At 64.4% G+C, this 25,758-nt stretch carries 21 protein-coding genes; 14 read left to right on the top strand and 7 right to left on the bottom strand.

Going from position 1 to position 25,758, the window contains the following annotated elements:
* Nucleotides 1-61: 61 nt before the first annotated feature.
* Both WT26_RS20600 and WT26_RS38470 read right to left on the bottom strand, forming a co-directional pair.
* Nucleotides 62-802 (bottom strand): acetoacetate decarboxylase, encoded by a 741-nt coding sequence (locus tag WT26_RS20600; protein ID WP_059523461.1) that lies wholly within the window; start codon nt 800-802, stop codon nt 62-64.
* The gene (locus tag WT26_RS38470) at nt 799-1,137 is read right to left on the bottom strand and encodes a hypothetical protein (protein WP_231130505.1); all 339 of its coding nucleotides are present in this window, start codon (nt 1,135-1,137) and stop codon (nt 799-801) included. Before WT26_RS38470 ends, WT26_RS20600 begins: the two co-directional genes overlap by 4 nt.
* Before the next feature lie 109 nt (nt 1,138-1,246).
* Between WT26_RS38470 and WT26_RS20605 the strand changes: the two genes are divergently transcribed.
* Nucleotides 1,247-1,828: an undecaprenyl-diphosphatase gene (locus WT26_RS20605; RefSeq protein WP_069273827.1), complete on the top strand. Its 582-nt coding sequence runs from the start codon at nt 1,247-1,249 to the stop codon at nt 1,826-1,828.
* 23 nt (nt 1,829-1,851) lie between these two features.
* Here the strand turns inward: WT26_RS20605 and WT26_RS20610 are convergent, their stop codons facing one another.
* The 3 genes from WT26_RS20610 to WT26_RS20620 all read right to left on the bottom strand — a co-directional run bounded on the left by WT26_RS20610 (nt 1,852) and on the right by WT26_RS20620 (nt 3,812).
* A complete protein-coding gene (locus WT26_RS20610) occupies nt 1,852-2,070 on the bottom strand; it encodes a hypothetical protein (protein ID WP_069273828.1) in 219 nt (72 codons plus the stop codon).
* A gap of 181 nt (nt 2,071-2,251) precedes the next feature.
* The gene (locus WT26_RS20615) at nt 2,252-3,073 is read right to left on the bottom strand and encodes a siderophore-interacting protein (RefSeq protein ID WP_069273829.1); all 822 of its coding nucleotides are present in this window, start codon (nt 3,071-3,073) and stop codon (nt 2,252-2,254) included.
* A 31-nt stretch (nt 3,074-3,104) separates the two neighbouring features.
* Nucleotides 3,105-3,812, bottom strand: a complete 708-nt coding sequence (locus WT26_RS20620; RefSeq protein WP_069273830.1) for a PadR family transcriptional regulator — start codon at nt 3,810-3,812, stop codon at nt 3,105-3,107.
* Between the two features lie 548 nt (nt 3,813-4,360).
* On the opposite strand from WT26_RS20620, the gene WT26_RS20625 reads away from it, so the two are divergent.
* The 4 genes from WT26_RS20625 to WT26_RS20640 are packed head-to-tail and all read left to right on the top strand — an operon-like array spanning nt 4,361 to nt 14,507.
* Entirely contained in the window at nt 4,361-6,184 is a 1,824-nt protein-coding gene (locus WT26_RS20625) for an AAA family ATPase (RefSeq protein ID WP_069270755.1), read from the top strand.
* Nucleotides 6,185-6,187: 3 nt separating this feature from the next.
* A complete protein-coding gene (locus tag WT26_RS20630) occupies nt 6,188-6,832 on the top strand; it encodes a 4Fe-4S single cluster domain-containing protein (protein WP_059482678.1) in 645 nt (214 codons plus the stop codon).
* A gap of 17 nt (nt 6,833-6,849) precedes the next feature.
* The gene (locus tag WT26_RS20635) at nt 6,850-13,164 is read left to right on the top strand and encodes an AAA domain-containing protein (protein ID WP_069270756.1); all 6,315 of its coding nucleotides are present in this window, start codon (nt 6,850-6,852) and stop codon (nt 13,162-13,164) included.
* Complete coding sequence (locus WT26_RS20640) at nt 13,161-14,507, top strand: hypothetical protein (protein ID WP_069270757.1); 1,347 nt, start codon at nt 13,161-13,163, stop codon at nt 14,505-14,507. The genes WT26_RS20635 and WT26_RS20640 overlap by 4 nt, the downstream gene beginning before the upstream one ends.
* Before the next feature lie 319 nt (nt 14,508-14,826).
* Here the strand turns inward: WT26_RS20640 and WT26_RS38475 are convergent, their stop codons facing one another.
* Together WT26_RS38475 and WT26_RS20645 are read right to left on the bottom strand one after the other, a co-directional pair.
* Nucleotides 14,827-15,135: a hypothetical protein gene (locus tag WT26_RS38475; protein ID WP_230461694.1), complete on the bottom strand. Its 309-nt coding sequence runs from the start codon at nt 15,133-15,135 to the stop codon at nt 14,827-14,829.
* A 419-nt stretch (nt 15,136-15,554) separates the two neighbouring features.
* Nucleotides 15,555-16,565 carry an AraC family transcriptional regulator gene (locus WT26_RS20645; protein WP_196222177.1) on the bottom strand — a complete coding sequence of 337 codons (1,011 nt, stop codon included), beginning with the start codon at nt 16,563-16,565 and terminating at the stop codon, nt 15,555-15,557.
* A 561-nt stretch (nt 16,566-17,126) separates the two neighbouring features.
* Here WT26_RS20645 and WT26_RS20650 point away from each other — a divergent pair.
* The 9 genes from WT26_RS20650 to WT26_RS20690 all read left to right on the top strand — a co-directional run bounded on the left by WT26_RS20650 (nt 17,127) and on the right by WT26_RS20690 (nt 25,738).
* Nucleotides 17,127-17,954, top strand: coding sequence for an alpha/beta hydrolase (locus tag WT26_RS20650; protein ID WP_069270758.1), 828 nt, complete (start codon nt 17,127-17,129; stop codon nt 17,952-17,954).
* Between the two features lie 313 nt (nt 17,955-18,267).
* A complete protein-coding gene (locus WT26_RS20655; RefSeq protein WP_069270759.1) occupies nt 18,268-19,398 on the top strand; it encodes a trypsin-like peptidase domain-containing protein in 1,131 nt (376 codons plus the stop codon).
* 33 nt (nt 19,399-19,431) lie between these two features.
* Complete coding sequence (locus WT26_RS20660) at nt 19,432-20,559, top strand: phosphoribosyltransferase domain-containing protein (protein WP_069270760.1); 1,128 nt, start codon at nt 19,432-19,434, stop codon at nt 20,557-20,559.
* The gene (locus WT26_RS20665; RefSeq protein WP_069270761.1) at nt 20,549-21,307 is read left to right on the top strand and encodes a trehalose phosphatase; all 759 of its coding nucleotides are present in this window, start codon (nt 20,549-20,551) and stop codon (nt 21,305-21,307) included. Before WT26_RS20660 ends, WT26_RS20665 begins: the two co-directional genes overlap by 11 nt.
* Nucleotides 21,300-22,397: a cysteine protease StiP family protein gene (locus tag WT26_RS20670; RefSeq protein ID WP_069270762.1), complete on the top strand. Its 1,098-nt coding sequence runs from the start codon at nt 21,300-21,302 to the stop codon at nt 22,395-22,397. Before WT26_RS20665 ends, WT26_RS20670 begins: the two co-directional genes overlap by 8 nt.
* Nucleotides 22,394-23,341 (top strand): HpcH/HpaI aldolase/citrate lyase family protein, encoded by a 948-nt coding sequence (locus WT26_RS20675; protein WP_069270763.1) that lies wholly within the window; start codon nt 22,394-22,396, stop codon nt 23,339-23,341. Before WT26_RS20670 ends, WT26_RS20675 begins: the two co-directional genes overlap by 4 nt.
* Before the next feature lie 124 nt (nt 23,342-23,465).
* On the top strand, nt 23,466-24,059 hold the full coding sequence (locus WT26_RS20680) for a TerD family protein (RefSeq protein ID WP_059768158.1): 594 nt from the start codon (nt 23,466-23,468) through the stop codon (nt 24,057-24,059).
* Nucleotides 24,056-25,240: a TerD family protein gene (locus tag WT26_RS20685; protein WP_069270764.1), complete on the top strand. Its 1,185-nt coding sequence runs from the start codon at nt 24,056-24,058 to the stop codon at nt 25,238-25,240. Before WT26_RS20680 ends, WT26_RS20685 begins: the two co-directional genes overlap by 4 nt.
* Nucleotides 25,241-25,288: 48 nt before the next feature.
* Nucleotides 25,289-25,738: a tellurite resistance TerB family protein gene (locus tag WT26_RS20690; RefSeq protein ID WP_042584699.1), complete on the top strand. Its 450-nt coding sequence runs from the start codon at nt 25,289-25,291 to the stop codon at nt 25,736-25,738.
* The last annotated feature ends 20 nt before the right edge of the window (nt 25,739-25,758 follow it).

Genomic DNA, 25,758 nt, shown 5'->3' on the forward strand with positions numbered 1-25,758 from the left:
TTCGGGATTCCGTAATCAAGGGTGAAAAAGGTGCAAGGGGTGGAAAAGGACTGCGGACGTGTTACTGAGCCAGGTAATCGTAGACGACTTCGCCGAGGCCCAGTGTCAAATCTGCGACCAGGTGGCGGGCTTCGACGATTTCGAGCACGGGCAGGTCGGCGACCGGCGCGAGCGCGTGCGGCGCCAGCTCGAGCGATGCGGGGCCCGTCCACGCGCCCTTCATCCTGATGTCCTGCATGTAGTAGCGCACCAGTTCGCAGACGCGCGCGGTGCCGTCGACGTGCGGGATGATCTTCAGCAGGAAATTGGGGCCGGCGAGACGCTTCGTCTGCTCGTCGATGTCGAGTTCCTTGTGCTTGTAGCCCATCGTGCCGGTGGCGACGCGCACCTTGCCGTAGTCGAGCGTGCCGAGGATGTGGTCGGTGTTCACGTGCAGCGTGGGCGATGCGAGTTTCTTCGGGAAGCCCCACAGTTCGCGGCCGCCGGCGATCGGCGGGTGATCGTCGAGATACATCGCGAGCGTATAGCCGCCCGGCTGGCCGTTGTACTCGACGGGAATCACCTGGCCGCTTTCGGTGTAATCGCCGAAGCCGGTCGAATCGGCCATGCGGATGAATTCGTAATGCACGAGCGGCTCGGTGACCTGCAGCGGCTCGGGGACGATTTCGCGGAGGCGATCCGGATCGGTGCGATACGTGATGATCAGGAACTCACGATCGACGAAACGGTAAGGGCCCATCGGGAAGGCAGGGCTGGTCAACGGCATCGCAAACGCTTTCGATCGGACATCGCTGGGTTTCATGCGGACTCCTTGTTGTTGATCGCTTCGTGGATGAGTGCTCGTAATCCTATGCCTGTGCGTTGCCGTTGTGCGATGCCGCATCTGGAATTAATTGTTGCAGGAATCGGTGAATTGACTACGCAAATGTTGATGCGAACGACGCCAATGGCCCGATGGGCGCTCAGCGCACCGATCATCGCGGGTGTCGACGACGCCGCGATGTGACCGAAGGTGAGCTTTTTCGGGGTGCAAGGTGAGGCTTTACGGGAAACGCTCCGCGCGAAATATTTCAATTGTGTGAACTTGTGTTGCAAAGCATGCTCTAACCGCGTCCTTGCGGCCGGATGGCCGGGCATCGCCCGTCGCGGTGCCGGCCCTCGTTAAGCATTGCTTAAGCGAGCCGCTCTTAGCATCGGACGTGACCGGATGACCGGTCGCGCATTCCCGCCCCACGTCTCCGGATCCATGCAGACCCTCAATCTCACCCTTTTTTCCGCCATCAACGCCGGGGTTGCGCCGCAGCCGGGCGTTGCCCGTCTCGCCATCTTCGCCGCCGACTGGCTCGTCTATGTACTGCCCGCGATGCTGCTGCTGACCTGGATCTTCGGCGCGCGCACGACGCGGCGCCAGGCGATCGAAGCCGGCGTCGGCGTGTGCGTGGCGCTCGCGCTCGCACAGGTCATCGGACATTTCTGGTTCTCGCCGCGCCCGTTCATGGCCGGCGTCGGCACGCAACTGATTCCGCATGCGCCGGACAGCTCGTTTCCGAGCGATCACATGACGTTCGTCTGGAGTGTGGCGGTCGGCATGCTGCTCGGCGGCGCGACGCGCGTGACGGGCCTCGTGATGGCCGCGATGGCCGCGGCGATTGCATGGGGGCGCATCTATGCGGGCGTGCACTGGCCGTTCGACATGGCGGGCGGCGTGCTGGTCGGCACGGCCGGCGCGCTGGCCGCGCACCTGTATGCGCGGCCCGTCACGGCGATGCTCGAGCGCATCGGCGATTCGGTGCATGCAGTCGTGATGGGGCGCCGGCACGCGCCGTAACGGGAAGGATCGGGCCGGGGCGGTCAGCCCGGCGTTCTGGCCGATTCGGCCGTCGCCGGGGCAGCGCTGCCGTGCAGCTCGGCCGTGTCTGCCGGCTGCCGCGCGGCGTCGCGGTCGAGCGCGCTTTCCTTCAGGATCGCGCACATCGCGACGAACAGCGCAAGGACCACCGCGGCAAGGCCGCAATAACCGACGATCTTCAGGTTGCGAAGGAAAGGCGAAGCGGGGCTTTCTTTTGTCATGACCGGACGCTCCTGGTGCGGACAGCGTCGACTGCGTGACGGCGGCGTCGCAGACGTAGGTATATACCAGCCGCCGCGCCAATGCCAGGCCGTCCGCGCGCCGGACGCCGGAACGCCTGTGTCGGGAGTCCGAATTTCGAGAGTCCGTCGCAGGCTGCCCGTATGCCGGCTGCCCGTCGCGTCAGTCGTCGAGCGATTCGTGCACCGCGCTCGCGCCGCGCTTCCAGTAGGCCGCCGCGCGGATGCGCGATTTGTCGATGCCGCGCTCGCCGGTCAGGTGCTGGCGTACCGCGCGCATCGACATCGCTTCGCCCGCCGCCCACACGTAGCCGTCGCCGGAAGGCGGCAGCGGCAGGTCGCGGACCGCGTCCAGCAGCGCGTCGCTGCCGCCGGCCTGCGCTTCGGCGCGGAAGCGCCAGATTTCGTGCACGTCGGCGCGCGTGTCGAACGCGATCTGCGCGGTGCGATCCGCGACTTCCATCACGACGGCCGCGCGCGAGCCCGCGGGCAGCTCTTCCAGGCGTCGGGCGACCGCCGGCAGCGCCGTATCGTCGCCGATCAACAGGTGCCAGTCGAAACCGGTCGGGACGACGAACGAACCGCGCGGGCCGCCGATGCCGAGCCATTGGCCGACGCGTGCCTGTGCGGCCCATTGCGACGCCGGGCCCGGGTGGTTCAGCACGAATTCCAGATCGAGTTCGCGGACGGCGCGGTCGAAGCGGCGCGGCGTGAAGTCGCGCGCGACGGGCTTCGGCTCGCCGTCGGGGAACACGGGGCCGTCCGGTCCCAGGGACGGCAGTGCGGGCCGTTCGGCGCCGGGCGGCGGGAAAAATACCTTCACGTGATCGTCGAACGACGCGGATTCGAAATCCGCGAGATCGGGGCCGCCGAGCGTGACGCGCAGCAGGTGCGGCGTCACGGCGTGCACGCGCAGGACCTGAAGCAAGCGGAACTTGAGGGTGTGGCGCACGCGGGTCACGGTGAGGTCGGGGTTGTGTTGCATCAATCTGCGCTCCTTGCTGAAACGATGCGGCTTACTCGCCGGTGCCCCCTTCGATTTCGGCCGTCGCGCGGCGCATGATGGCCGCGATGCGGCGCTGTTCGTCGGCTGACGCGCCGCTCCTGTGCAGCAGCGCATGCTTCAGCGCGACGCGCGCTTCGACGAATTCCGGCAGCCAGCCGCCTTGCGATTCGTCCGCGGTTTCGCCGGCCGTTTCGCCGGCGAATGCACGGCGCATGAACTCCATCTTGCGCGCGAGGTGCGTGAGGCGAGCGAACAGCGTGTCGACCCGTTCGCGCTGGGCGTCGAGATGGGTGCGGCCGGCGTCGGTCAGTGCATAACGCTTGCGGTTGCCTTCCGCCTGCGACGCGACGAAGCCGACTTCTTCGAGATACGTGAGCGCCGGGTACACCATGCCGGGGCTCGGGCTGTAGAAACCGTTCGAACGCGTGTCGAGCGCCTTGATCAGCTCGTAGCCGTGGCTCGGTTGCTCGGCGACGAGCGCAAGCAACAGCAACTGGAGATCGTCGGAGCTGAACTGGCGGCCGCGCGGCATCGCATCGTCGCCGCCGAATCCCCCGAAACCGCCGGGGCCGCCGCCAAAGGGCCCGCCGCCACCGAATGGATCGTGGCCGCGACGGTGGCGGCCGATCGCGTACCAGAGACCGGCGAACCAGGCGGGGGCGGATTGCGCACCGTACCCGTCGCAACGGGCGTGGCCGCGGAAGTGACTGTGTCGCATGATTGTGTCCTATATGTCGGAAAACATATCTAAAGATATATATCGAAAGATAGGAAGTCAATGCGGAATATTTGGGGCGGGATGGTGGCTGCGGGTGCTTCGAGGTGTTTCGCGCGCGCTCCCGGCAGGTAGCAGTCCACACGGCAAGTTCGGCGGCCCGCTCCACGCACGTGGCGATCGGTCTCTTGGTATGCGTCGAAGCCGGACGCAGCCAGCATGCGAACAGGTGTTTTGTGTCGGCCTTGCTCGCGTGGCGGTTCCAATGGCAGGCATGACGATCAGAGAGATTGCCAACGCATGTTGACAACGATCGGAACAGTGAGGCGTAGCGATCGCCTTCGCGACGCTTGTTCACCGCGCCGATTTTCAAATTTGAAAATCAACGTTTGCCAAAACGCGAAATGAACGGTGCAATCGCCCGATCGGGAAAATATCTGGGCTCCCGTAAATACGCCGAATCGTTTCCGATGTTGTCATTCATTCGGCATATGCTAATCGGTCGGCTATGGTAACGTTTTGCTTTCGTTTTTCGCACTCGCCTCCACGACATGCCTGCATACGTCAAACCCAGATGGTTACGGGATCTGCAGCGTTTTCTCCCGTTAAAGAGCCAGTTTGTGCTATCTGGAAACGTACGCGATTTACAGGCCTGTGAAGTTGCGCCGGAAATCGTGACGGCCCAGTCGCTGGTCAGTACGCTCGGTGACAGTCTCAAGGAAGCGGGCTATGCGCAACTGGTCGTGTGGAATCCAGTCGCAGGTTTCACGGTACCCGACAGCCGGGTGCCGCCGACGGAGCCCGCCGACGAAACGCTGCGGCGTCTCGGCCTGACGCCAGTCGACGGCGCGGCGCAGGGCGGCATCGACGCGCTGACCGCCTGCCTCGAGCGCCTGGTCGTCCTGCCTGGCATGCCGGTGGCGCTCGTCGTCGATTTTGCTTCGCGGCTGGCGATTCGTACGGAAACACTGAACCCGGCCGAGCACACGCTTTTTACCCGCGCACTGGTACTCGCGCATATGGCTGTGCCGCGTCCCGCCGGCGAATTGCGGCGCCCGTTCTTCAATACCGTAATCTGGATTGTCGACAAGGAAGGCGATCTGCCCGACTGGTTGCTGATCGATAATCCGCGCATCCGGCACATTCCCGTATCGAAGCCAGATAGCGCCGCGCGCCGGGCCTTGTCCGGGGCATTGCTGCGCGGTGTGCCGGGCGCCCAGACAGCCGCACCGGACAGCCTGGCAGATGCGGAATCCGCATTCGTCGACGGCTCCGAGGGATTGCTGCTGGCCGATATGAACGCGATTGCGACGCTCGCTCGCGTCGAACACGTCCCCATCGAGAAGATCGCCGATGCCGTGCGGCGCTACAAGGTCGGGGTAACCGAGGATCCGTGGCTGCAGATCGATCGCGACAAGATCCGTCATGCCGAGGCGTTCATTCGCCAGCGCGTCAAGGGACAGACGCATGCGGTCACGCACATGCTCGATCTCGTCAAGCGCGCGATGACCGGTGTGGGGTCGCAGCGCAAAGGCAACCGGCCGCGTGGCGTCGCGTTCCTCGCCGGTCCGACCGGCGTCGGGAAGACAGAACTCGCCAAGACGATCACGAGCCTGCTGTTCGGCGACGAAAGCGCCTACATCCGCTTCGACATGTCGGAATTCAGCGCGGAACACGCGGACCAGCGGCTGATCGGCGCTCCGCCCGGCTACGTTGGCTACGACGTTGGTGGAGAGTTGACGAATGCGATTCGCGAACGTCCGTTCAGCGTGGTGCTCTTCGATGAAATCGAAAAGGCGCATCCGCGCATTCTCGACAAGTTCCTGCAGATTCTCGACGACGGCGTGCTGACGTCAGGGCGCGGCGATCGCGTGTACTTTTCCGAAGCGCTGATCGTCTTCACCTCGAACCTCGGCATTTACCGTCAGGACGAATTGGGCCAGCGCGTGGCGAACGTCCAGCCGGGCGACGACTTTGCGGAGATCCAGAAAAAAGTACTCGGCGAGATCCAGCGGCATTTCAAGCTGGTCTTGAACCGGCCTGAGATCCTGAACCGCATCGGCGAGAACATCATCGTCTTCGATTTCATCCGCGATGATGTCGCGACAGAAATCTTCGAGCAGATGGTCCGTGCCGTGCTCGACGACATCGCCTCCCAGGGTATCGTCGTCGAACTGGACGCCGAATGGAAGATGGCGCTTCAGGCGAGGTGCCTCGGCGATCTATCCAACGGTGGCCGCGGCATCCGCAACCAGATCGAGGCGCATCTGCTCAACCTGCTGGCACGTGGCCTGTTCGATCAAGATGCGAAATCCGGCGATCGATTTGTCATTTCGGGCATCGATGCGGATTCGTTCCGGCTGCAAAAGCGTTAGGCCATGGACATCCGCATTTCGCGCCTGCACTTTCCGGTCACGACGCTGGGGCCGGGGCGGCGGATCGGAATCTGGTTTCAGGGCTGCACGATCCGGTGCCCCGGCTGCATTTCAATGGATACCTGGGCGAGCGCCGGAGGCGAGACCACCATCGACGCGGTGCTGGCGCAGGTCCGGACCTGGTTGCCGGAAGCCGATGGCATCACGATTTCGGGCGGAGAACCATTCGATCAGCCCGAGGCGTTGATCGCGCTCCTGCGTGGTCTGCGGCGGCTGTCCGCGGACGACGTCCTTGTCTACAGCGGTCACGCCATTGAATCATTGGCCGATACCTTGGCCCGAGCCGACGGCCTGATCGATGCATTGATCTCTGATCCGTTCGATATCGCTGCCGCACAGACGCGTCCGCTGCGCGGCAGCGACAACCAGCGGCTGCATTGCCTGACGGCAATTGGCCACGCACGTTTTGCACAGTACGAGCACGCGTCGTCGAGCAGCGGCAAGACACTGGACGTGATGTTCGACGAGGACGGTAGTGTCTGGTTCGCGGGGATACCGGACCGGGACGATTTTCAGCGCTTGAGAGACCTATTGACCGATCAGGGCCATCGCGTCCGGATCAGCGCCGACAAGGCGAAAAACAGATAAGACAGGAAATGCCAGCCATGATGCGTTTTTGCCCGAATTGCCGGACCGAGCGGTCGGTGGACGAGTGGTTCTGTGCCGGCACGATCGGCGGTGCCATCTGCAACTGGGATCTGTCGGGCCTGCCGATCCGGGCGCCGGGCTGGCGGCCCCAGGATGTGGTCACGGCCGACGCCGTCAACCAGCACGTAGCTTCGGTCTCGTCCGAGTCCGCCGCACGGACATCGGTATCGTGCGTGAACGGCCATCCAATGAACGACGGCGATCTGATGTGCCTGGAGTGTGGCGCGGATCCAGCTGCGCAAGCCGATACGCAGCAACTCGCCGTCGATCCTGTGGATCCCGTGGACCATACCGGTCAGGATTCGCCGCCGACGCCAGCCGAGGAAACGCGAATCGATGGCTGGCGATTGCTGCGTCAGATATCGAGCACGGACGGCGTACGCGAACGTTACGTGGCCCAGCAGGACGGGACCGGTCGGCAGGCGGTCCTGACGCTTTACCGGCCGGGTGCGGAACCGGACCCGGCGGTATACGACGTGATTCGCCGCCTGCCGCGCGAGCACGTGCCGGAGATCATCGCAACCGGACGCTGGGATGGACGCGCCTACGAACTCGCCGAGGAGCTGAACGGCGGGACGCTGGCGGATCTCGGCATGGCGGTACGCGACATCGCGACGATCCGCCATGTGGTCGATGAACTCGGTCAGGCCCTGCAGGCGTTTTCGGAAGTGGGTCTGCGACATCGCGACCTGCGGCCCGGGACTTTGCTTGTGCGTAGCCGTGAACCGCTCGACCTCGTAGTCAGCGGCTTCGGTTCGGCCCGGCTGTCCGAATTCGATCTCGACATCGTCTCCCCGCTCGAAACGACGCGCTACATGGCGCCTGAGGCCATCGCGGGCGGTGTTGCCGCGGCGTCCGACTGGTGGAGTCTCGGCATGATCCTGCTCGAACAGCTGACCGACGGCCGCTGCTTCGAGGGCATCAATCCGCGCGCGTTTCTGATTCATGTGCTGGCCAACGGCGTCGCGCTGCCGGACGATCTGGATCCGTCGCTTCACCTGCTGCTGCGGGGCCTGCTCGCACGCGACCGGCATCAACGCTGGCAATGGCCGCAAATCAAGGCCTGGCTGGAAGGCGAACCGGTAGACGCACCGTCGGCAACGACGGTGGATTCCGATGGCGGCGAAGGTGCCGGCATCGCGCTGGGGGCTCGTCAATATCGCAGGCCGGCGGTCTTCGCGCTCGCCGCGGCGGAGCGCGAGAATTGGGAAGCGGCGCGCGACCACCTGAATCGCGGCGTCGTAATGACATGGGCAGAACAGGCCGGCGTCAGCGCGAAGACGCTGGCTGGCCTGCGTCAGGTCGTTCAGCTCGACGGCGTTGATGACGATTGCCGCCTGATGATCGCGCTCAAGCTCCTGAATCACGACATGCCGCTGATTCTGCGCGGCGATATCGTCACGCCCGGTTGGTTGCTGCAAAACCCGTTGGAGGGTTACGACCTGGTGACCGGACCGGTACCGGCGTTCCTGGAGCGGCTGGGCACGGAAAGCTGGCTGTCCCGGTTACGCTCGCGAGCCGAGGAAGTGCGACACCGGGCTAGCCATCTCGGCATCGAGCTTGACGAGGACATGGTGCGCATCGCGCTGCTGTCCACGTCGCGCGCCCAATTGGCCGCGCAGTGGGAAGAGCGGCGCCTGCTGCTGCCCGATTCAGATCATCACGGCCTGCTGTCGCTGTCGGAGCGACGCGTTCTCAGCGAGGAAGACCTCATCGTCCTGTTGAGCGCGGCGATTTCCCAGTTCCGTTCCGTCGACGAGATCCTCGATCAGGCGGCAGTCATTGCGGAACGGGAGCAGATTCTGGTGTTCGACCGCCAGGCGGCCCGGGCCGCACTTGCGCTGCCGCGCGCCGAGCTGTTCCGCGCCGTCGACGAACGAATTGCCGGATTCGCGCGTACTGGCAGCCAGACGGTCGATGAATGGGCGGAGCAGTTCCGGCTGGAACGTCGCCTGCCGCTGCACGAAGTGGTCGTCCTGCTGTCCGTGCCCGCTGAGCAGTGGCTGGAACCGCAGAAGCAGCAATATGTGTCGCAGATTCTCGACTTCTTCGAGAAAAAGGTCGCTACGACCGTGTTGCGCGGCCCGCTGGTACGGATGACCATCGGTAAGACCACGGGCCGGGTCGATCTTCACGAACTGAACGGCGAGCGCTTCGCCAGCACCGCACTGCTCGATCATCTGCTTCAGCGCAATGTACAGGCGGTATCGGTGGACCCCGCAGTGTTTGGCGCAAGCGCGACGCTGGAAAGCCGGTTAAACACCCTGTACCGGCAGACCTCGCTCTACAAGCGGGATACCGGCATCGACGGCCTCTATCTAGGGTTCCCATTCCTGCTTTACAAGGATCATCGTGGCACGACGCGTCCCCGCATCGCACCCGTCCTGTTGTGGCCGGTTAGGCTGCTGATGGAACTGGGCACACGGGGGCAAGTCGAGATGGCCTTCGACGGCGAGCGCGAGGAAGTTCGCCTGAATCCGGCGCTCGAGGGCCTGCTGGGACGCGAGGCTGCCAAGGCATGGCGTGTCGCTGCCGACGAGGTGCTCGGACGCTCCGCGCTGAAGGCAGCCGACGTCGTCGATGCCTTCGGCCTGCTGGCTGATGTGGAGGGCCGGAAACTCGGCGCTCTGCCGCCGCCGACCCTCGACGTGCCCGTCGGCGCGGTGCGCATCGTCTGCGCCGGCGTACTCTTTCACGTCGATTTCGCCGGCCAGGCCATCGGCGAGGATCTGCGTCAGCTCAAGCAGTTGTCACCTTCCGGCACGGCGCTCGAGGCGATGCTGAGGCTCAAGGACAAATCAGCCTACGACGCATCCGACGCGGCCTCGACCGAAATAGACCGATTCCTTACCGTGGCGAGCGATCCGTCGCAGGAAACGGCAATCCTGCAGGCGCGGCAAGGGCCCGGATTGCTGGTCGAAGGTCCGCCGGGTACCGGCAAGAGCCAGACGATCGTCAACATGGTTGCCGACGCGATCGGACGGGGCCGGAGCCTGTTGATCGTGTGCCAGAAGCACGCCGCGCTGGAAGTCGTTCACAAGCGCCTCGTCGCGGAAGGACTGGGTGATCGCATCGTGATGCTCAACGACGTCAACAAGGACCGCGAGCCGACGATCCGGGCAGTCCGCGAGCAACTGGATGCGATCTTCCGCGGCACCGTGTTCGACCACGGATTGATACGCCAGCGCGAACGCATGGCTGTCAGAATCGAGGCCCTCGAGGGCGAACTGGACCGCCATCACACGGCACTTCATCGCATCGACGAATCGACCGGCCTCAGCTATCGGGCACTGCTCGGCGAACTGATCCAGCTCGAGGCCGGCACACCGCCTGTCAGCGTGCCGCAATTGCGCACACCGCTTGCCACGTTGGATATTTCGGCACTGACAACGCTGGAGGAACACTGCGCACCGCTGGCGCGCTACTGGCTGCCGGCGAAGTTCGAGGGCAGCGCGCTGGCGCAATTGAAGTCGTTCGCGACGGACGCGGCCACGATCGACGCATTCAATGCGATCTTCGCGGATTTCCGCGAGGCGGAGCGCTTGCGGATCGAGACGCTCGCCGCGCATCCGGCTCGATTCGACGTCGACGATCCAGCACCATACCGGGCCTGGCTCGATGCCAATGCCGGCCGCCTTGTCGCGCTGGACGATACGCAACGCAAACGGCTTGCGCAATGGTTGCCGTTGTTTCGCCCGGCCGATCATGCCGATGCGCAAGGCCATCGGCACTACGCCGCGCTGAGCAGCCTGCATCGGGATCTGCTGGCGGTCGAGACCAGCGGCTTCGATACCGTGCTGTCGGGTGCTGTCGCGCGCTTGCCGGACCAGGAGCTCGGCAGACTCGAGACCCAGGCGGCGCTGGCGACTCGTGCTCCGTCTCTGTTGAGTCGCATCAACCCCATCACCTATCTGCGGCGCGCTCGCCTGATGAAGTTCATCGCCGGTTGCGGCGCGCCCGCGACGGACGAGATGCTCCGCAAGCTGTTGGCTGCCGCGCGGCTCGAAAAGGCCTGGAGACCGTTACGCGACACATTGAACACGATCAGCCGGGCATTGCATCTCGAGACGATCGAGCCGACCTGCGGACCAGCACTCGCCGATGCCAGTCTGAGCCGCCTGCGCCAGCTCGAGGAAATCCGCGAACTCGCGCAGCATCTTGCGATTGCACCGCGCGGCGACGAGTTCGACTCGGCCGTGATGACGGGAGATCGGGCGCCGGTCGAACAGCTGCTTGATGGTTTCGAGACCGCGTTTGTGCGGCACAACGCGCGCCAGCACAGTCTTCGGGCGCTGAGGCCGCTCGAGGAATGGATCTCGGCCGAACTCGTCGCGGCCTGTCGCCAGGCGATTGCCGACAACATCAGTTACCAGGCACCGTTGAACCGAATCGGCGATGCCTTGCCGACATTGGCCGCCTATCAGCAGTTCCGGACCCGGGCACGGCATGTCACCGCTGAAGCGCTCGACGTGTTTGCGATCATGCGAGACCACGAGGACGCGCTGACGCGCCTGCCGCCCGAACACCTCGACGAAGCCGTGCGGCGCTTGATCAACCGTGAGGCCCGGCTCGGCTGGAAGCGTCGCATGGAGCAGGACAACCCGGAGCTGCTGCTCGACCAGAGCGAAACAGCCGCGAAAATTGACGCGCTCGCGACTGCCGACGAGGAAATGCGTCGCCTGAATCGCGAGTTGCTTCGCAACGGTATCGACCACGGAAAACTTGGCTCGGCGCGCGATTGGGAAGACGTGACGCGTCTGACCGGTCGGCGCTCCCGGCGCCTGCGCGAATTCATCGATCTCGGCACCGAGCTGGGCCTGATGGCGCTGCGGCCGGTCTGGCTGATGAACCCCGACGTCGCCAGCCGCGTGCTGCCGCTGAAATCAGGGCTGTTCGATTCAGTCGTCTATGACGAGGCATCACAGATGCCGGTCGAGTACGCGATTCCGACGTTGTTCCGTGGCAACCTGTCGATCGTCAGCGGTGATGAGAAGCAAATGCCGCCGACGGCGTTCTTCTCGAGCCGAACGGATAGCGACGAGATGGAGATCTTCGACGGCGAGCAGCCCGACGACGCAGCGACGGAAGACGAGCGCGAGCGATTCGAGGACACCTGGAATCGGCGCGAAATCAAGGATTGCCCCGATTTGCTGCAACTGGCGCGCAGCGCGCTGCCCGTGTCGACGCTGCAGATTCACTATCGTTCGGCGTACCGCGAGCTGATCGGCTATTCGAATGCGGCGTTCTACGAGAACAACCTCAGCGTGCCGGCCCGCCATCCGGATGCCACGGTGCGCGAGGTCAAGCCGCTCGAACTCATCCAGGTAGACGGTCTTTACGAGCAGCAGACCAACAGCGACGAGGCGGACCGCGTGGTCGCCTATCTGGCGCAACTGTGGCAACAGCCTTACGCGCGGCGGCCCTCGGTCGGTGTGGTTACGTTCAATCGCAAGCAGGCCGACCTCATCCTGGAACGACTGGAGCTGCGTGCGGAAGTAGATGAAGCGTTCTGCGATGCCTACCGTGAGGAACTCGATCGAACCGATCGTGGCGAGGACATGGCCGTATTCGTGAAGAACGTCGAGAATGTCCAGGGCGACGAACGCGACACCATCGTCTTTTCGACAACCTTCGGGCGGAATGGCCAGGGCACCTTCCGGCGCCTGTTTGGCGTGCTTGGCCAGAGCGGTGGCGAGCGGCGTCTTAATGTGGCCGTGACGCGTGCCCGCCATAAAGTCGTGCTCATCACGTCGATGCCGATCCGGGAGATCTCCGACATGCTCACGACGCAGCGCAAGCCGGCGATTCCGCGCGATTATCTTCAGGGTTATATGGAATATGCACGCGCGATGTCGAATGGCGAACTGCCCGCCGGCCGTGCGTTGCTTGGCCGCATGAGCAGCGAACGGGCACATGCGAAGTTGCGACAAGCTGGCACTGTCGACGGTTTCGCCCAGGATGTTCTTGCCTATCTCCAGGGGCTCGGATTTTCGCCTGTCCCTGCACAGGAAGGCGATGCCTTCGGGCTCGATTTCGCGATCGCGGACCCCGAAACCGGCCTTTATGCGATCGGCATCGAATGCGATGCGCCGCGTCATCCTTTGCTCGAACACGCGCGAGCCCGGGAAATCTGGCGTCCGTCCGTGCTGGGACGAGCCATTTCGAAACTGCATCGCGTCTCGTCGCAAGCTTGGTACCACGAACCGGAGACGGAGAAGGCACGCCTGAAGGCTGCTGTGGAGCTTGCCCTGAGCCAGGAGGTGACAGCATGAGCGGCCCGAAGGTGGTACGGATCGTGACACGCGAGGAAATCGTCGCGATCTGCGACGGACATCTACTGCGCCTTGACCAGGCAATCGCCACGTGGGTTGCCGAGGGACGGCGCACCGGCATGCTGTCAGGCGAAGAGATCGCAGCTACCCAGGCGCGCCGCGAAGCACTGACTGCATTGCTCTCCGCCGACGCGTTCACGGATTTGCAGAAGAAAGTGCCCGACGAAATTGCCTTCCTGAAAGCGGATCTCGCACGACGTCAACAGGCGGCGGTGGGCAAGGCCGAACAGGCAGCGACACGCCGGCGGCAGGGGCGGCACGGCGCAACGACATTGCTCCGCTCACTGGAAGCGAAAGGCATTGCGATTCCGGCAGAGTTCCGTAGCCAGCTTGATCGCATGCGATCGGGCGAAATACTCGAAAACGCCGATGCCCTGCTCGCGCAAGGGTTTGCTCTTCTGGCGCCGGACGCGGGGCGGACGCTCAGCGATGCGCAACGGGCACTAGCGAATCGCCTGATGCCAGCCGAAGCGTCTGCGGACTTTCAGGCCTGGAAAGCTGCGCAACTGGCTATATCTCGTGATCCGGCGATCGACCGTCTCGATCGGCGCATCGGGGAAGCGCAAGTATTCCTGGACGTGTCGGAAGTGGCGGGTTTCTCGTCGAGACTGAACGCCCTCGAGGAGGAGACGAACGAAGCGCGAAGAAGCCTGTTGCTCGACAGCCTGATCCTCGACCTGTCGAGCACGATCGAGTCGGCCCGTGCACGTCGCGCGGCTTTCGCGGCACTGCAGGAACTGATCGCGGAGATTCGCGCGTGCAACACGTCAGAAACGGCGGACTTTGTCGAACGCGCTCGACAGTGCGATGCGGCCGCATCGCCGGACATCGTGGCCGAACTGATTCGAGCCGGACAGGACTTGATCGCGCGGGTGAGGCAACAACAAGCAGCTGAGGCTCGGCGCAACGCGATCTTGAGCGGCTTGGCGCGACTAGGCTATGAAGTGCATGAAGGCATGACGACTGCATGGGCGCAGGACGGCCGCGTCGTTGTCAAGAAACCTTCCTTGCCGGGTTATGGAGTCGAAGTTGGTGGTCAGGCCCAAGCCGGCCGCCTGCAGGTTCGGGCTGTATCCCTCGTCGCGAATCGAGATGTTGTTCGCGACAAGGATGTGGAAACGCTTTGGTGCGGCGAGTTCGACCGGTTGCAGGCGTTGCTGGCGCAACATGGCGACGATCTGCTGATTGAGCGTGCGATGGGTGTCGGCGAGGTGCCGCTCAAGGTCGTTGCCGATATGGGCGACATGGCAGGCACGGTAGCGGCCAAGCGGACGATGGGGTGAGCCGGCGCTAGAGAGGGTAGTCCGAGCGTGGCATTTGCCACGCGCCGGAGTTGTTAGTGGCGAAGTGAATCTAATTCCCTTCCCCCGAAAGCAAAGGCTTGGAACCGAGCGAACCCGCGAACTGGCCGATCCGCTCGCCGTATGCGCGGCGCAGGCAGTCGAGATCCTTGCCGCACTGATGTCGCGCAGTGACCAGTCTGATTCGGATTGCCGAAGGGATTCCGGATCCGAGATGGTGCGCAGTGCGTCCGAATACAGCTGAGCCAGCCTCCGGTCCATCGCTGCCAAGCCAGGGTCATGACAGATCGCTGACTCATCGTCATGTGATGCTTGTGAGCAGTCGAAGCTGGTCGCGAAAGTTTGCGTTGGAACCGTTTTGGGTCGGTAAGGACCGAATCGGCTCTACTTCTGAATCCAATATGCGATTGATCGTTAAGCCGACGAGACACAGGCCGACGCCGCACAACAGGATCTTGCTTGACCGGCCAAAGTTTCTGGAATCCGGCTCGTTATTCTTATAGCCAGTCCTGAATCTCCGATCGACCTTACGCGTGTCGATAAAGCCATTAATCCCGACCAGCGATGCGAGCGCACCTATCCCGATCAGGCTGTTGCCCAGCATTGTCATATGGTTTCCCCGTGGCAGGACAGTTGGCATTGTAGTTCTTCGACGCGGTTATTCTTGTTTCCTTCAAGGATGTCACCTGAGCGGGGCGTTATAGGTGTCCTTGCCCAGTGCCGACCATGCCGCTCGCGTGTTCCTTTAGCGCCAGCTTTACTCGATCGCGATGAAATTTTATTCCACATGTATTCCGATAGTTTTCGAGATAGCCTCACATCGCATCTGTCAATTTGGTTTGGCGGGCTGACAGGTGGGTAGCGCATGAGCCATTTTATGATGGCTGGGTGGTGATCGTCCCTGGAGGTTCTGCAAAAATATCCGTTTCAACACCGCGACGCATCGGAGCAATCCCGGAAGGATTGCTACATATCGAATTGAGCCGACGCCGACTTTGCTTGACAGGCTTCGCTCGCCGACCATTCAGACTAGCGCTTCGCGCGCGTGTCTGACGGCCGTTCGTTGAACGCTTTCCGGTAGTCCGTGGCGAACTGCCCGAGATGCGCGAATCCCCAGCGCGTCGCGATCTCGGTGATCGAGGCCGTTTCGTCCGGATCGTGCAACGCCATTCTCACGCGCCGCAAACGCACGTCCTTCAGATGGCGCATGACGCTGACGTCGCGCCATTGCCGGAACGCACGGTGCAGCGTGCGGACGCTGCAATGCGATGCCGCCGCGATGTCGGTCAGCGTCAGCGGTCGTTCAGCGTGTTCCTCGATGAACGCGACCGCGCGTCTCACGCAGGCGGATGCAATGCCGCCTTCCGCAGGCAGCGCGTCGGTCAGCTGTTCGCCGACCAGGCTCATCAGCAGGATTTCTTCCGCTCGCGGGAGTTGCATCGCTCTGAGTGCGGCCGGCGTGTCGGGATCGAGCAACTGCCTGACCAGTTGAACCGAGGCGAGCCAGCGGTCGCGACGTGGCGCATCGAACGGCGCCGGCACGGGAAGTTCGGCCGGCGGCTCGCGCCCCGCGATGCTGCGCCAGATGTCCGCGATGCGGCCCGCGTCGATGCGCACGCCGAGTTGCACGTTGTCCGCGCTATAGCGGAATGCCGACCGCGCATTCGACGCGACGAGCACCGTCGATCCGGTGCCGCCCACCTGTTCGACCCGGCCGCTCCGGGCTTCCGAGTGTCCCGCGAGAGTGGTGAGCACGAGCGCGAAATTGCCGCAGATCTCGGGCTGGATCGAAATGTCGGTGCCGTACGCGAACCATGTCAGCGCCATGCCGTTGCCGTCGAGCTTGAACATGGTGACGGGCATCGTGCGGCGTTCGCCAGCCGTGAACCGATATGGACGATAGATGCGGCCGATCCTGGTGCGCGCGTGCTCGAGGTCATCGGACTGGAACAGCAGCGCGCCACGCGGAATATCACTACCGGGCAAGAGCGGCGGGAAATGCAGCGTCGGCGGGTGCGGACAGGGAGGATGGCCGTTCATCATCGGGCTCCTGGTAGCGGGCCGCTCGTTGTCACGGACAACGAAAGATGGCGCTTTTCTGATACTGGCGGAGCAACCGCGATAGTCACCGGCGAATGTTCCGGGAATGATGGGACCGTATGCGATGCTCGGCCGCGGTGAGCGACCCGGATGCCCGGACAGGGCTCAATGCCGAAAGCATTATACGGATTCCCCTTGGCACGTGCCCCGCCTGCGATGACGAGGTCTTGCGAGACAAAAGGAGGTGATGTTCACGCGTCAGATCAATCTGCATGCGCCGGCCGTTGCCGGGATCGCATTGCCTTCGAACATGAAGGAGACGGCACACCCGGCAACTGGAAGCGGCAAGCAGGTGTCGCAAGGTTGATCGACCTTGCCGCATCGGAAATTGCACACATGGAACATAACGAAGGGCGCGCGGGTCTTCGGCAAATGATGGCGCGTTTTCGATACGGATGGCGCCGTTGCGATAGTCCGCGGCGAGCCTTCGTGGAACCATGGCTGACGCGTGCCGCGCAGCCGGCACGTCCGTCTATCCTGGAAGCCGATGAGGACACGAACATGACGACGCTTTATCGCGGCATGAACCGCGCGGCGCTCGACGCTGCTTACAACAACGTCGAGGCCATTCCCGATTTCCCGGCCGTACTGGCCGATTTTCAGGCGCGCAGCACCGGGCTATACGAGCAGGCATCGTGCCGCCGTGACCTTCGCTATGGCGGCAGCCCGCGCGAACGATACGACTGGATCGCATGCGGGCAGCCCGCTGCGCCGACGCTCGTATTCATTCACGGCGGCTATTGGCAGAATTGCGCGAAGGAAGATTTCGCGTTCATCGCAAGCGGCCCGCTCGCGAACGGGCTCAATGTCGTGCTTGCCGAGTACACGCTGGCGCCCGACGCTTCGATGACGCAGATCGTCGGTGAGATCGGCCGCCTGCTCGATCATCTTGGCGCTGATCGCGACGCGCTCGGGACGAAGGGGCGTCCGCTCGTGCTGTGCGGCCATTCGGCCGGCGGCCACCTGACTGCGATGTATCGCGGGCATCCGGTCGTGACGAGCGCACTGCCGATCAGCGCGCTCGTCGATCTCGAGCCGATCAGCCTGTCATGGCTCAACGACAAACTGAAGTTGTCGGCCCGGGAGATCGATGAATTCAGCCCGTTGAGACATATCGGAAAGGGCGTGCCGACGATGGTCGCGGTCGGCGGCGCGGAATTGCCGGAACTCGTGCGGCAGTCGGACGAATATGCGGCCGCGTGTGCGTCCGCCGGAGAGGCGGTCGAGTTGCTCCACGTACCGGGCTGCACGCACTTTTCGATACTCGAGACACTCGCGCGTCGCGACGGGTGCCTGGCGCAGGCGCTCGTGACGGTCGCAGGGCGGTGATGCCGCCTGGTGCACATGGTTTCCCCAAGGCAGGTCGCTCGATATCGTTTTTTCTTCAACAATTTCAGATTGGTGACGACTGCGTGAACCGTTCAAACGTCATGGCCTGCCCGCCGAATTTCTCAATTTTTTGAGCCGGGCAATTTCCTGATTCAGGGTTCACGGCAGACCAGCGCCGCCATATAGCCGGAACCATCAAGACAGGTTCGTTTCTCGTCTTACAAAATTCCTTAAGTTTGATACCATACCGCCACTATTTGTATGGCAACTGTATTGTTTCTGTATGGGTTCGGACTCAAGGAGCGAAGCAGGAATGATGGTGCTGGCGCCTGGCGCAAACACCGCTTTAGGAGCACCTCAATGTTCCTGGACGCTGGAATGCGCGAACCCCTCGGCCTTCGGGGAATATGCTGCAGTCGCTCTACTCCCGGTTGACGACAAGCGTCAGCCCAAGGGGGACGCGGCCCTGTTCCAGGTCGAACGAGGCTGGATGGCATGGAGCGGCAGCCGGGAGAGAATCGGCTGCCGACTGGACCTTTCCGCACTTCCGGCCGGCGCCGACCGCGTACTCGTCGTCGTGTACACCTTCTCGGCCATCGGCCCGGTGCGCGAGCTCCGCTCCCTTCGCCTGCAGGTCGACGACCAGATCGAGTTCAGCCTGAACCTCTCCGAGAACGGCGAATCAGCAATCATCATCGGCGAGTTCTACTGCCGTAACCAGCAGTGGAAGTTCCGCGCGCTGGCCGAAGGCTCCGCCTATGGACTTTCCGCCCTCGGCCGCAGGATCGGGCTGGCTGTCGACGACGCCCATCCCGATCGCCGCCCACGCTCCTCCGATTCGTGTCGCGCTGCCAGCGGCACCGGCTTCGCCATCAGCGCGACGCACGTCCTCACCTGTGCGCATGTCATCGAGGACATGCAGGAAATCCACATCGCTTCCCTCGAGGGCCGACACCGCGCGGAGCCCGTGGTGGTGGACCGCCGCAACGACCTCGCGCTGCTGCGCGTCCAGGGGGCGCCCGTCTTCAAGCATGTCTCCTTCAGGGACGGCACGGGCTGCGACCTCGGCGAGCAGGTGGTCGCGATGGGCTTCCCGCTGGCCGGCCTGACCGGCGGAGGCGTGCAGGTCACGCAGGGAGGTGTCTCCGCACTGTTCGGACTGCACAACGACGCCAGCCTGCTGCAGTTCACGGCCCCGATCCAGCCCGGATCGAGCGGCAGTCCGCTGTTCGATACGTCCGGCGCGGTCGTGGGGATGGTCACCTCGACGGTGCCGGATGCCCAGAACATGAATTTCGCGGTGAAGGCCGGCCTCGCGCTGGCCTTCCTGGATGCCTGCGGCGTCGTCGCCTCCAGAACCCCCTCGGGCAAAACCTTCACCACAGCCCAGATATCCCGCGAGGCGCAGCAGTTTCTATGGCGAATCGAGGCGCGGAACCCATAGAAGCACGTTGACTTGAATCCCGAGGAAGCAGTTATGGAAAGCCATGCCGTACCCGTGTCCCTCCGCGCACAGCTGATGCGGGGACTGCTCGAAGTCAACGTCGACGACGCCGTCCTGCCTCCGTCCGCCCTGTTCGGCTTCGCCGAGCGCCGCAACCCCAAGCGGGCCTTCCTGTTCGTGTCCAAGGTCCTGGGCCGGCACATACCGGTTAGCCCGTCCGTCATGTCCGCCAGCTTCGAGCGCCTGGCGGCGGAGATCCCGGCGGACCTGCCCGGCCCGGTGCTCGTGATCGGCATGGCAGAAACCGCCGTCGGGCTCGGCGCCGGCGTGCACCGTGCATTGAGCGCAACCCGGCCCGATACCGTCTACCTGGTCAGCACCCGCCATCCGCTCGGCACTGAACTCTTCGCTCGATTCGACGAAGAGCATAGCCACGCCAGCGCTCATCTGATCCACATGCCGGTCGAGCCGGAAGTCCGGGAGATGATGCTCGAGGCCAGATCGCTGGTGCTGGTGGACGATGAAGCTTCCACCGGCAAGACCTTCGTCAACCTGCATCGCGCGCTGGTGGAGGCCGGCCTGACGAAGGTCGAGCGGGTCGTCACCTGCGTCCTGACCGACTGGTCCGCAGGGGCCGTTGGCAAGGCCATCGGCGAATCGGCCACGTCGGTGTCGCTGATGAAGGGTTCTTACCGGTTTCATGAAGACCCGTCCGCGCCGCTGCCGGACATGCCGGACGTGGGCGCGGTGTCCGCCGGCGAATGGCGGCTCTCCCCTCGGAACGACTGGGGACGCCTGGGCGTGCGCAACGTGGAAGACACCCTCGCGCCGGACCTCCAGGTCGCGCCGGGCGAGAAGATCGTCGTGATCGGCACCGGCGAGTTCGTGTGGCGGCCCTTCCTGCTGGCGGAGCGCCTGAAGCGCGCCGGCGCGGATGTCCACTTCAGCTCCACCACCCGTTCCCCCATCGCACTGGGCCACGCCATCGAGCACGCGCTTTCCTTCCCGGACAACTACGGCCTCGGCATCCCGAACTTCCTCTACAACGTGAAGCCCGGCCAGTTCGACCGGGTGCTGATCTGCACCGAAACCCCCGCGCAGGCGCTGCCCGCCGAGCTGGTGGATGCCCTGGGCGCGGAGGTGATCGTCGATGAGCAGTAAGCGCCCGCTGGTGCTCGTCGATCTCGACGACACGCTGTTCCAGACCGCACGCAAGATGCCGGAAGGCACCCCGCGCATCCCGGCAACCGTGGATGGTCACGGCCAGCCCAACGGCTACATGACCCCGGTGCAGCAGGCTTTGATCAACTGGCTGCTGGCATCGGCCGACGTCGTTCCGGTCACCGCGCGCAGCGTCGAGGCCTACCGCCGCGTGAAGCTGCCGTTCACGCGCGGCGCAATCTGCTCCCACGGCGGCGTGATCCTGCGTGCTGACGGCACGCTCGATCAGGACTGGCACGGCCGGATGGCGGAAGCGCTCCGGACTTTCCAGGATCGTCTGCCGGCGCTGAGCGAAGCCACGCTGCGGATCGGCGCGGCGCTTGGCTTCTCCCTGCGCGGCTGGGTCGCGGCGGAGCACGGGCTGCGCCACTACGTGGTGACCAAGCACAACGAATCGGACGACGCCGTGCTTTCCACGGTGCTTGCCGAGGTTCAGGCCCGAGGGCTGCTGGACGGCATGCACATCCACGCCAACGGCAACAATCTGGCCTTCCTGCCCGACGGGCTGGCCAAGCGCCTGGCCGTTCGGGAATGGCTGCGCCGTGACCGCGAACTCAACGGCGAACGCCCGGTGCTGGGCTTGGGCGACAGCATCACCGATCTCGGTTTCATGGACCTCTGCCACATGTGGGCCACGCCGGCCCGGAGCCAGTTGGCGAAGGCAGCGGAGGGCCTGATCCATGCGTGATCCTTTCGCCTCCCTCATGACCATCGGCAGCGGCAGCTATGCCCCTGACGACGTGCATCTGCTGCTGCAGCGCATGCAGATGCAGGTGACGGACGTTCGGGAGAAGGAGCGCCTGATCCAGACGAACCGCAAGCACTACTCCGAGATGATCAGCCTGGAGCATGCGCCGACCGAGTTGCACCAGCGCCTCTATGCGCGCGCCCTGGCGCAGAACGGCAAGCGCATGGCCACTGACGTGCAGTCGCTGGCGCTGGCCTTGAATGCCGCGTATACCGGCGCGAGCATCGCGCTCGTCTCCTTCGTGCGCGCCGGACTGCCGCTTGGCGTGCTGCTGCGCCGCGCGCTGGTGGCGATGGGGCGCGACGCGCGCCACTACGGCGTCAGCATCATCCGCGACCGCGGCATGGACACGGTTGCCCTCGAAGCGATCGTCCGTCTCCACGGTGCGGAGAACATCGTTTTCGTGGATGGCTGGACCGGCAAGGGCGCGATTTCCGGCGAACTCGCGCGCGCGCTCGGCGCGGACAAGCGCTTCCCGGAGGCTCCGCGCCTCGTCGTGCTGGCGGACCCGTGCGGCCGTGCGTGGCTGGCCGCGTCGGCGGAAGACTGGGTGATTCCGTCCGGCATTCTGGGCGCCACCGTATCCGGCCTGGTATCGCGTTCCATCTGGCCGGCGCAAGGCGGTCTGCATGGCTGTGTGGTGTACGACCACCTGCATGAGCACGACGTCACCCGTGACTTCATCGAGCAGATCGAGACCGCGCGTCGCGCATTGGGCGAGGTGCCGCAGGCGTCTCCGTGGACTGCCGATCAGCGCCTGATGCTTCAGGCGGAAGCAGACAACGTGGTGCATTCGCTCGCGGCGCGCTTCGGGATCGCCAACCTGAACCGCGTGAAGCCCGGCATCGCCGAGGCGACGCGCGCCGTCCTTCGCCGCGTGCCTGACCACGTCCTGGTCCGTGATCGCGGCGACGGCGACGTGCAATTGCTGATGCACCTCGCCGAGCGCGCCGGCGTGACCGTCGAAGAAGCGGGTTCGGCCCTGGGCCCGTACCGTGCAGCGACCCTCATCCGGAGTGTGAACGGATGAAGGCCATTTCGCCGTTCGCCCTCGGGGCGACCCTGTACATGCCGGCCACCCGCAGCGACATTCTGGACGTGGTCTTCGGCAGCAAGCTCCCCGAGCTTCGCTCGCTCGTGGTGTGCCTGGAAGACGCCGTGGCGGAGATCGATGTCGAGCGCGCGCTGGGGAACCTGCAGGCGCTGCTCACGCAGATCGACGTTCGCGGCGGACGTCCCGCGGAAGGTCCGCTCGTGTTCGTCCGGCCCCGCGATGTGGGCATGGCGGCCGTGCTGAACGACTGGCCGCTGATGAAGCACGTGGACGGTTTCGTGGTGCCGAAGCTGACCTTGAAGCGCCTGGGCGCCTGGGAGAAAGCGGTCAGCAACCCGGACCTGCTCCTCATGCCCACGCTCGAGACAGCCGACGTCTACAACCCGGGTGCAATGGTGGAGCTGGGCCAGGCGCTGAAGGCCAGCCTGAACGAACGCATCATCGCGCTACGGATCGGCGGCAACGACCTCATGGGCTGCCTCGGGCTTCGCCGCAACCCGGCCAGGACGCTCTACGACACCCCGATGAGTTATGTGATCCCGATGCTGGCCGGCGTCATGGGCGCGCAAGGCTTTTCGCTGACCGCGCCGGTGTTCGAGCAGCACGCCACGCCGGCACTCCTGCAAGCGGAACTGGAGCTGGACATCTGTCACGGGCTGGTGGGCAAGACAGCGATTCACCCCCGCCAGATCAGTCTCATCCAGGACACGCTTCGCGTCAGCCTGGAGGATCTCAACGCCGCCAGGCTGATCGTCGATCAGGGTGCGCAGGCCGTGTTCAGGCACAACGACGCGATGTGCGAACCCGCCACCCATCACAAGTGGGCAGCCAACATCCTCGAGCGCGCCAAATGGCTCGGGGTCAAGCCCGCCGAGGCCGGCGGCGGCGAGCCCAGCATCCGCCTGGCGGAGGCCAATTGATGCCGGCGACATTTTCAACCTGGGCGGCGGCGGGCCCGCACGCGGTTCAAGAAATCGGGCGCGAGGAGAGCGCCTCGACCTCTCAATCCCGACCGAACAACGAAGATCAACAAGGAGCGTAATCATGGCACTCACCCTGAGCAAGAATCAGAGCATCTCGCTGGAGAAGACGGCCGGCACCGGCCTGAGCAACGTCAGCCTGGGCCTGGGCTGGGACCCCGTGAAGCCCGGCGGCTTCCTTTCCAGGATGCTGGGCAGCGGTAACGACTCGATCGACCTCGATGCCTCGTGCATCGTTCTGGATGGCGACTACGCGCCCATCGATGTCGTCTGGTTCCGCCAGCTGGAATCGAAGGACGGCTCGATCGAACACTCCGGCGACAACCTGACCGGCGACGGCGACGGCGATGACGAAACCATCCACGTGGACCTGCAGCGCCTGCCGGCCAAGGCGACGCATCTGGTCTTCACCGTGAACAGCTTCCGCGGCCAGACCTTCGATCAGGTCGAGAACGCGTACTGCCGCATCCTGAACGAAACCGCCAACAAGGAGCTCGCGCGCTTCAACCTGGCCGAGAAAGGCCGCCACACCGGCGTGGTGATGGCCAGCCTGAGCCGTGCGAGCGGCGGCTGGGAGTTCAAGGCGATCGGCCAGTCCACCAACGGTCGCACCGCCGAAGACCTCGTCAACCTGGCCATTCAGGCGGTGCGCGCATGACCACGCTCCTGCCTGGCGGCAATGCGCCGGTCGCCACCGGCCCACTTCGCGTCGACATCCACTACGCGCCGATCCCGGGCGCCGATATCGACATCTCCGCATTCGCGCTGACCACCACGGGCAAAGTCCGTGGCGACGGCGACATGTGCTTCTACGGCCAGACCAGCATCCTGGGCGGGGCTGTCCAACTGACCGGCAGCGCCGCGGGTCGCGCCGAGTTCACGCTGGACCTCGGCCGTGTCGACCCGGCGGTCGAGAAGATTGCGCTGACCGCAACCATCTACGAGAACAAGGCCGCCTTCGACCGCGTGTCGACCCTGGCGCTGGCCGTCACCGGCGGCATCGAAGCCCGGATCCCGACCGGCGGCATGAGCGAGACGGCGCTGATCCTCGGCGAGTTCTATCTCCGCCAGGGCGCCTGGAAGTTCCGCTGCGTCGGTCAAGGCTTCGCGGGTGGCCTCGAGCCGCTGGCCAAGCACTTCGGCGTCGACGTTGCCGCGCCGGCGCCGGCTTCCGCGCCGACGCCGGCCCCGGCGCCCGTTCCTCCGGCGCCGCCGAAATCGACGGTCAGCCTGAGCAAGGTCACGCTGGACAAGACGCGCTCCAGCATCAGCCTGGACAAGCCGGCAGCGGGTTTCGGCGAGATCAAGGTGAACCTGAACTGGAACCGCGGCAGCGGCAGCGGCGGGGGCCTGCTGGGCGGCCTCTTCGGCAAGGGCGGTTCCGTCGACCTCGACGTCGGCTGCCTGTTCGAACTGCAGGACGGCTACAAGGGCGTCGTCCAGGCGCTCGGCAACTGCTTCGGCGACCTGAATGACGAGCCTTACATCCAGCTCATGGGTGACGACCGCACCGGCTCCGTCGCGGGCGGCGAATGGCTGCACATCAACGGCAAGCAGTGGAGCGAGATCAAGCGGATCCTGGTCTTCGCGTTCATCTACGAAGGCGCCCCCAACTGGAAGGCGACCGACGGCGTGGTGACCGTCTTCGTGCCCGGCCAGCCCGAGATCGAGGTGCGGCTGAACGAGGAAGGCGGCCGCCACGGCATGTGCGCGATCGCGCTGCTGGAAAACGTGGGCGGCGCCGTCAAGGTCACCCGCCAGGTCGACTTCCACCGTGGGCATGACGACATGGACCGTGCCTACGGATGGGGGATGCGCTGGCGCGCCGGCTCCAAGTAACGAGATATCCGGCGGGGCCGGGGCGCCCCGCCCAACGAGGAGGAAACCATGCTCGAGTGGCTGAAAACCAACGCGGCGAAAGCGCGCGAAACCTTGACGACGGAAGTCGCCAAGTTCAAGAACCGGACCTTTATGGAGGCGGTCGCCAATGGCTGCGCGCTGATCGCCGCGGCCGACGGCGTGATCCAGTCCGAGGAGAAGATGAAGATGGTCGGCTTCATCAACAACTCCCCGGAGCTCAAGGTCTTCAATCTGACCGATGTGATCAAGGTCTTCACCGACGCCTGCGCGAAGTTCGAGTTCGACTTTCAGATCGGCCAGGCCGAAGCGCTGAAGGCCATCAGCAAGATCAAGGGCAAGGACGGCGAAGCGCGCCTGCTGGTGCGGGTGTGCATTGCCATCGGCGGCTCGGACGGCAACTTCGACGACAAGGAGAAGGCTGCGTGTCGCCTGATCTGCCTGGAGCTGGGCCTGAACCCGGCGGATTTCGAGCTCTGACGCGCTGTCCATTCGGCCAT

This window comes from Burkholderia cepacia (genome assembly GCF_001718835.1).
Taxonomy (GTDB): Bacteria; Pseudomonadota; Gammaproteobacteria; order Burkholderiales; family Burkholderiaceae; genus Burkholderia; species Burkholderia cepacia_F.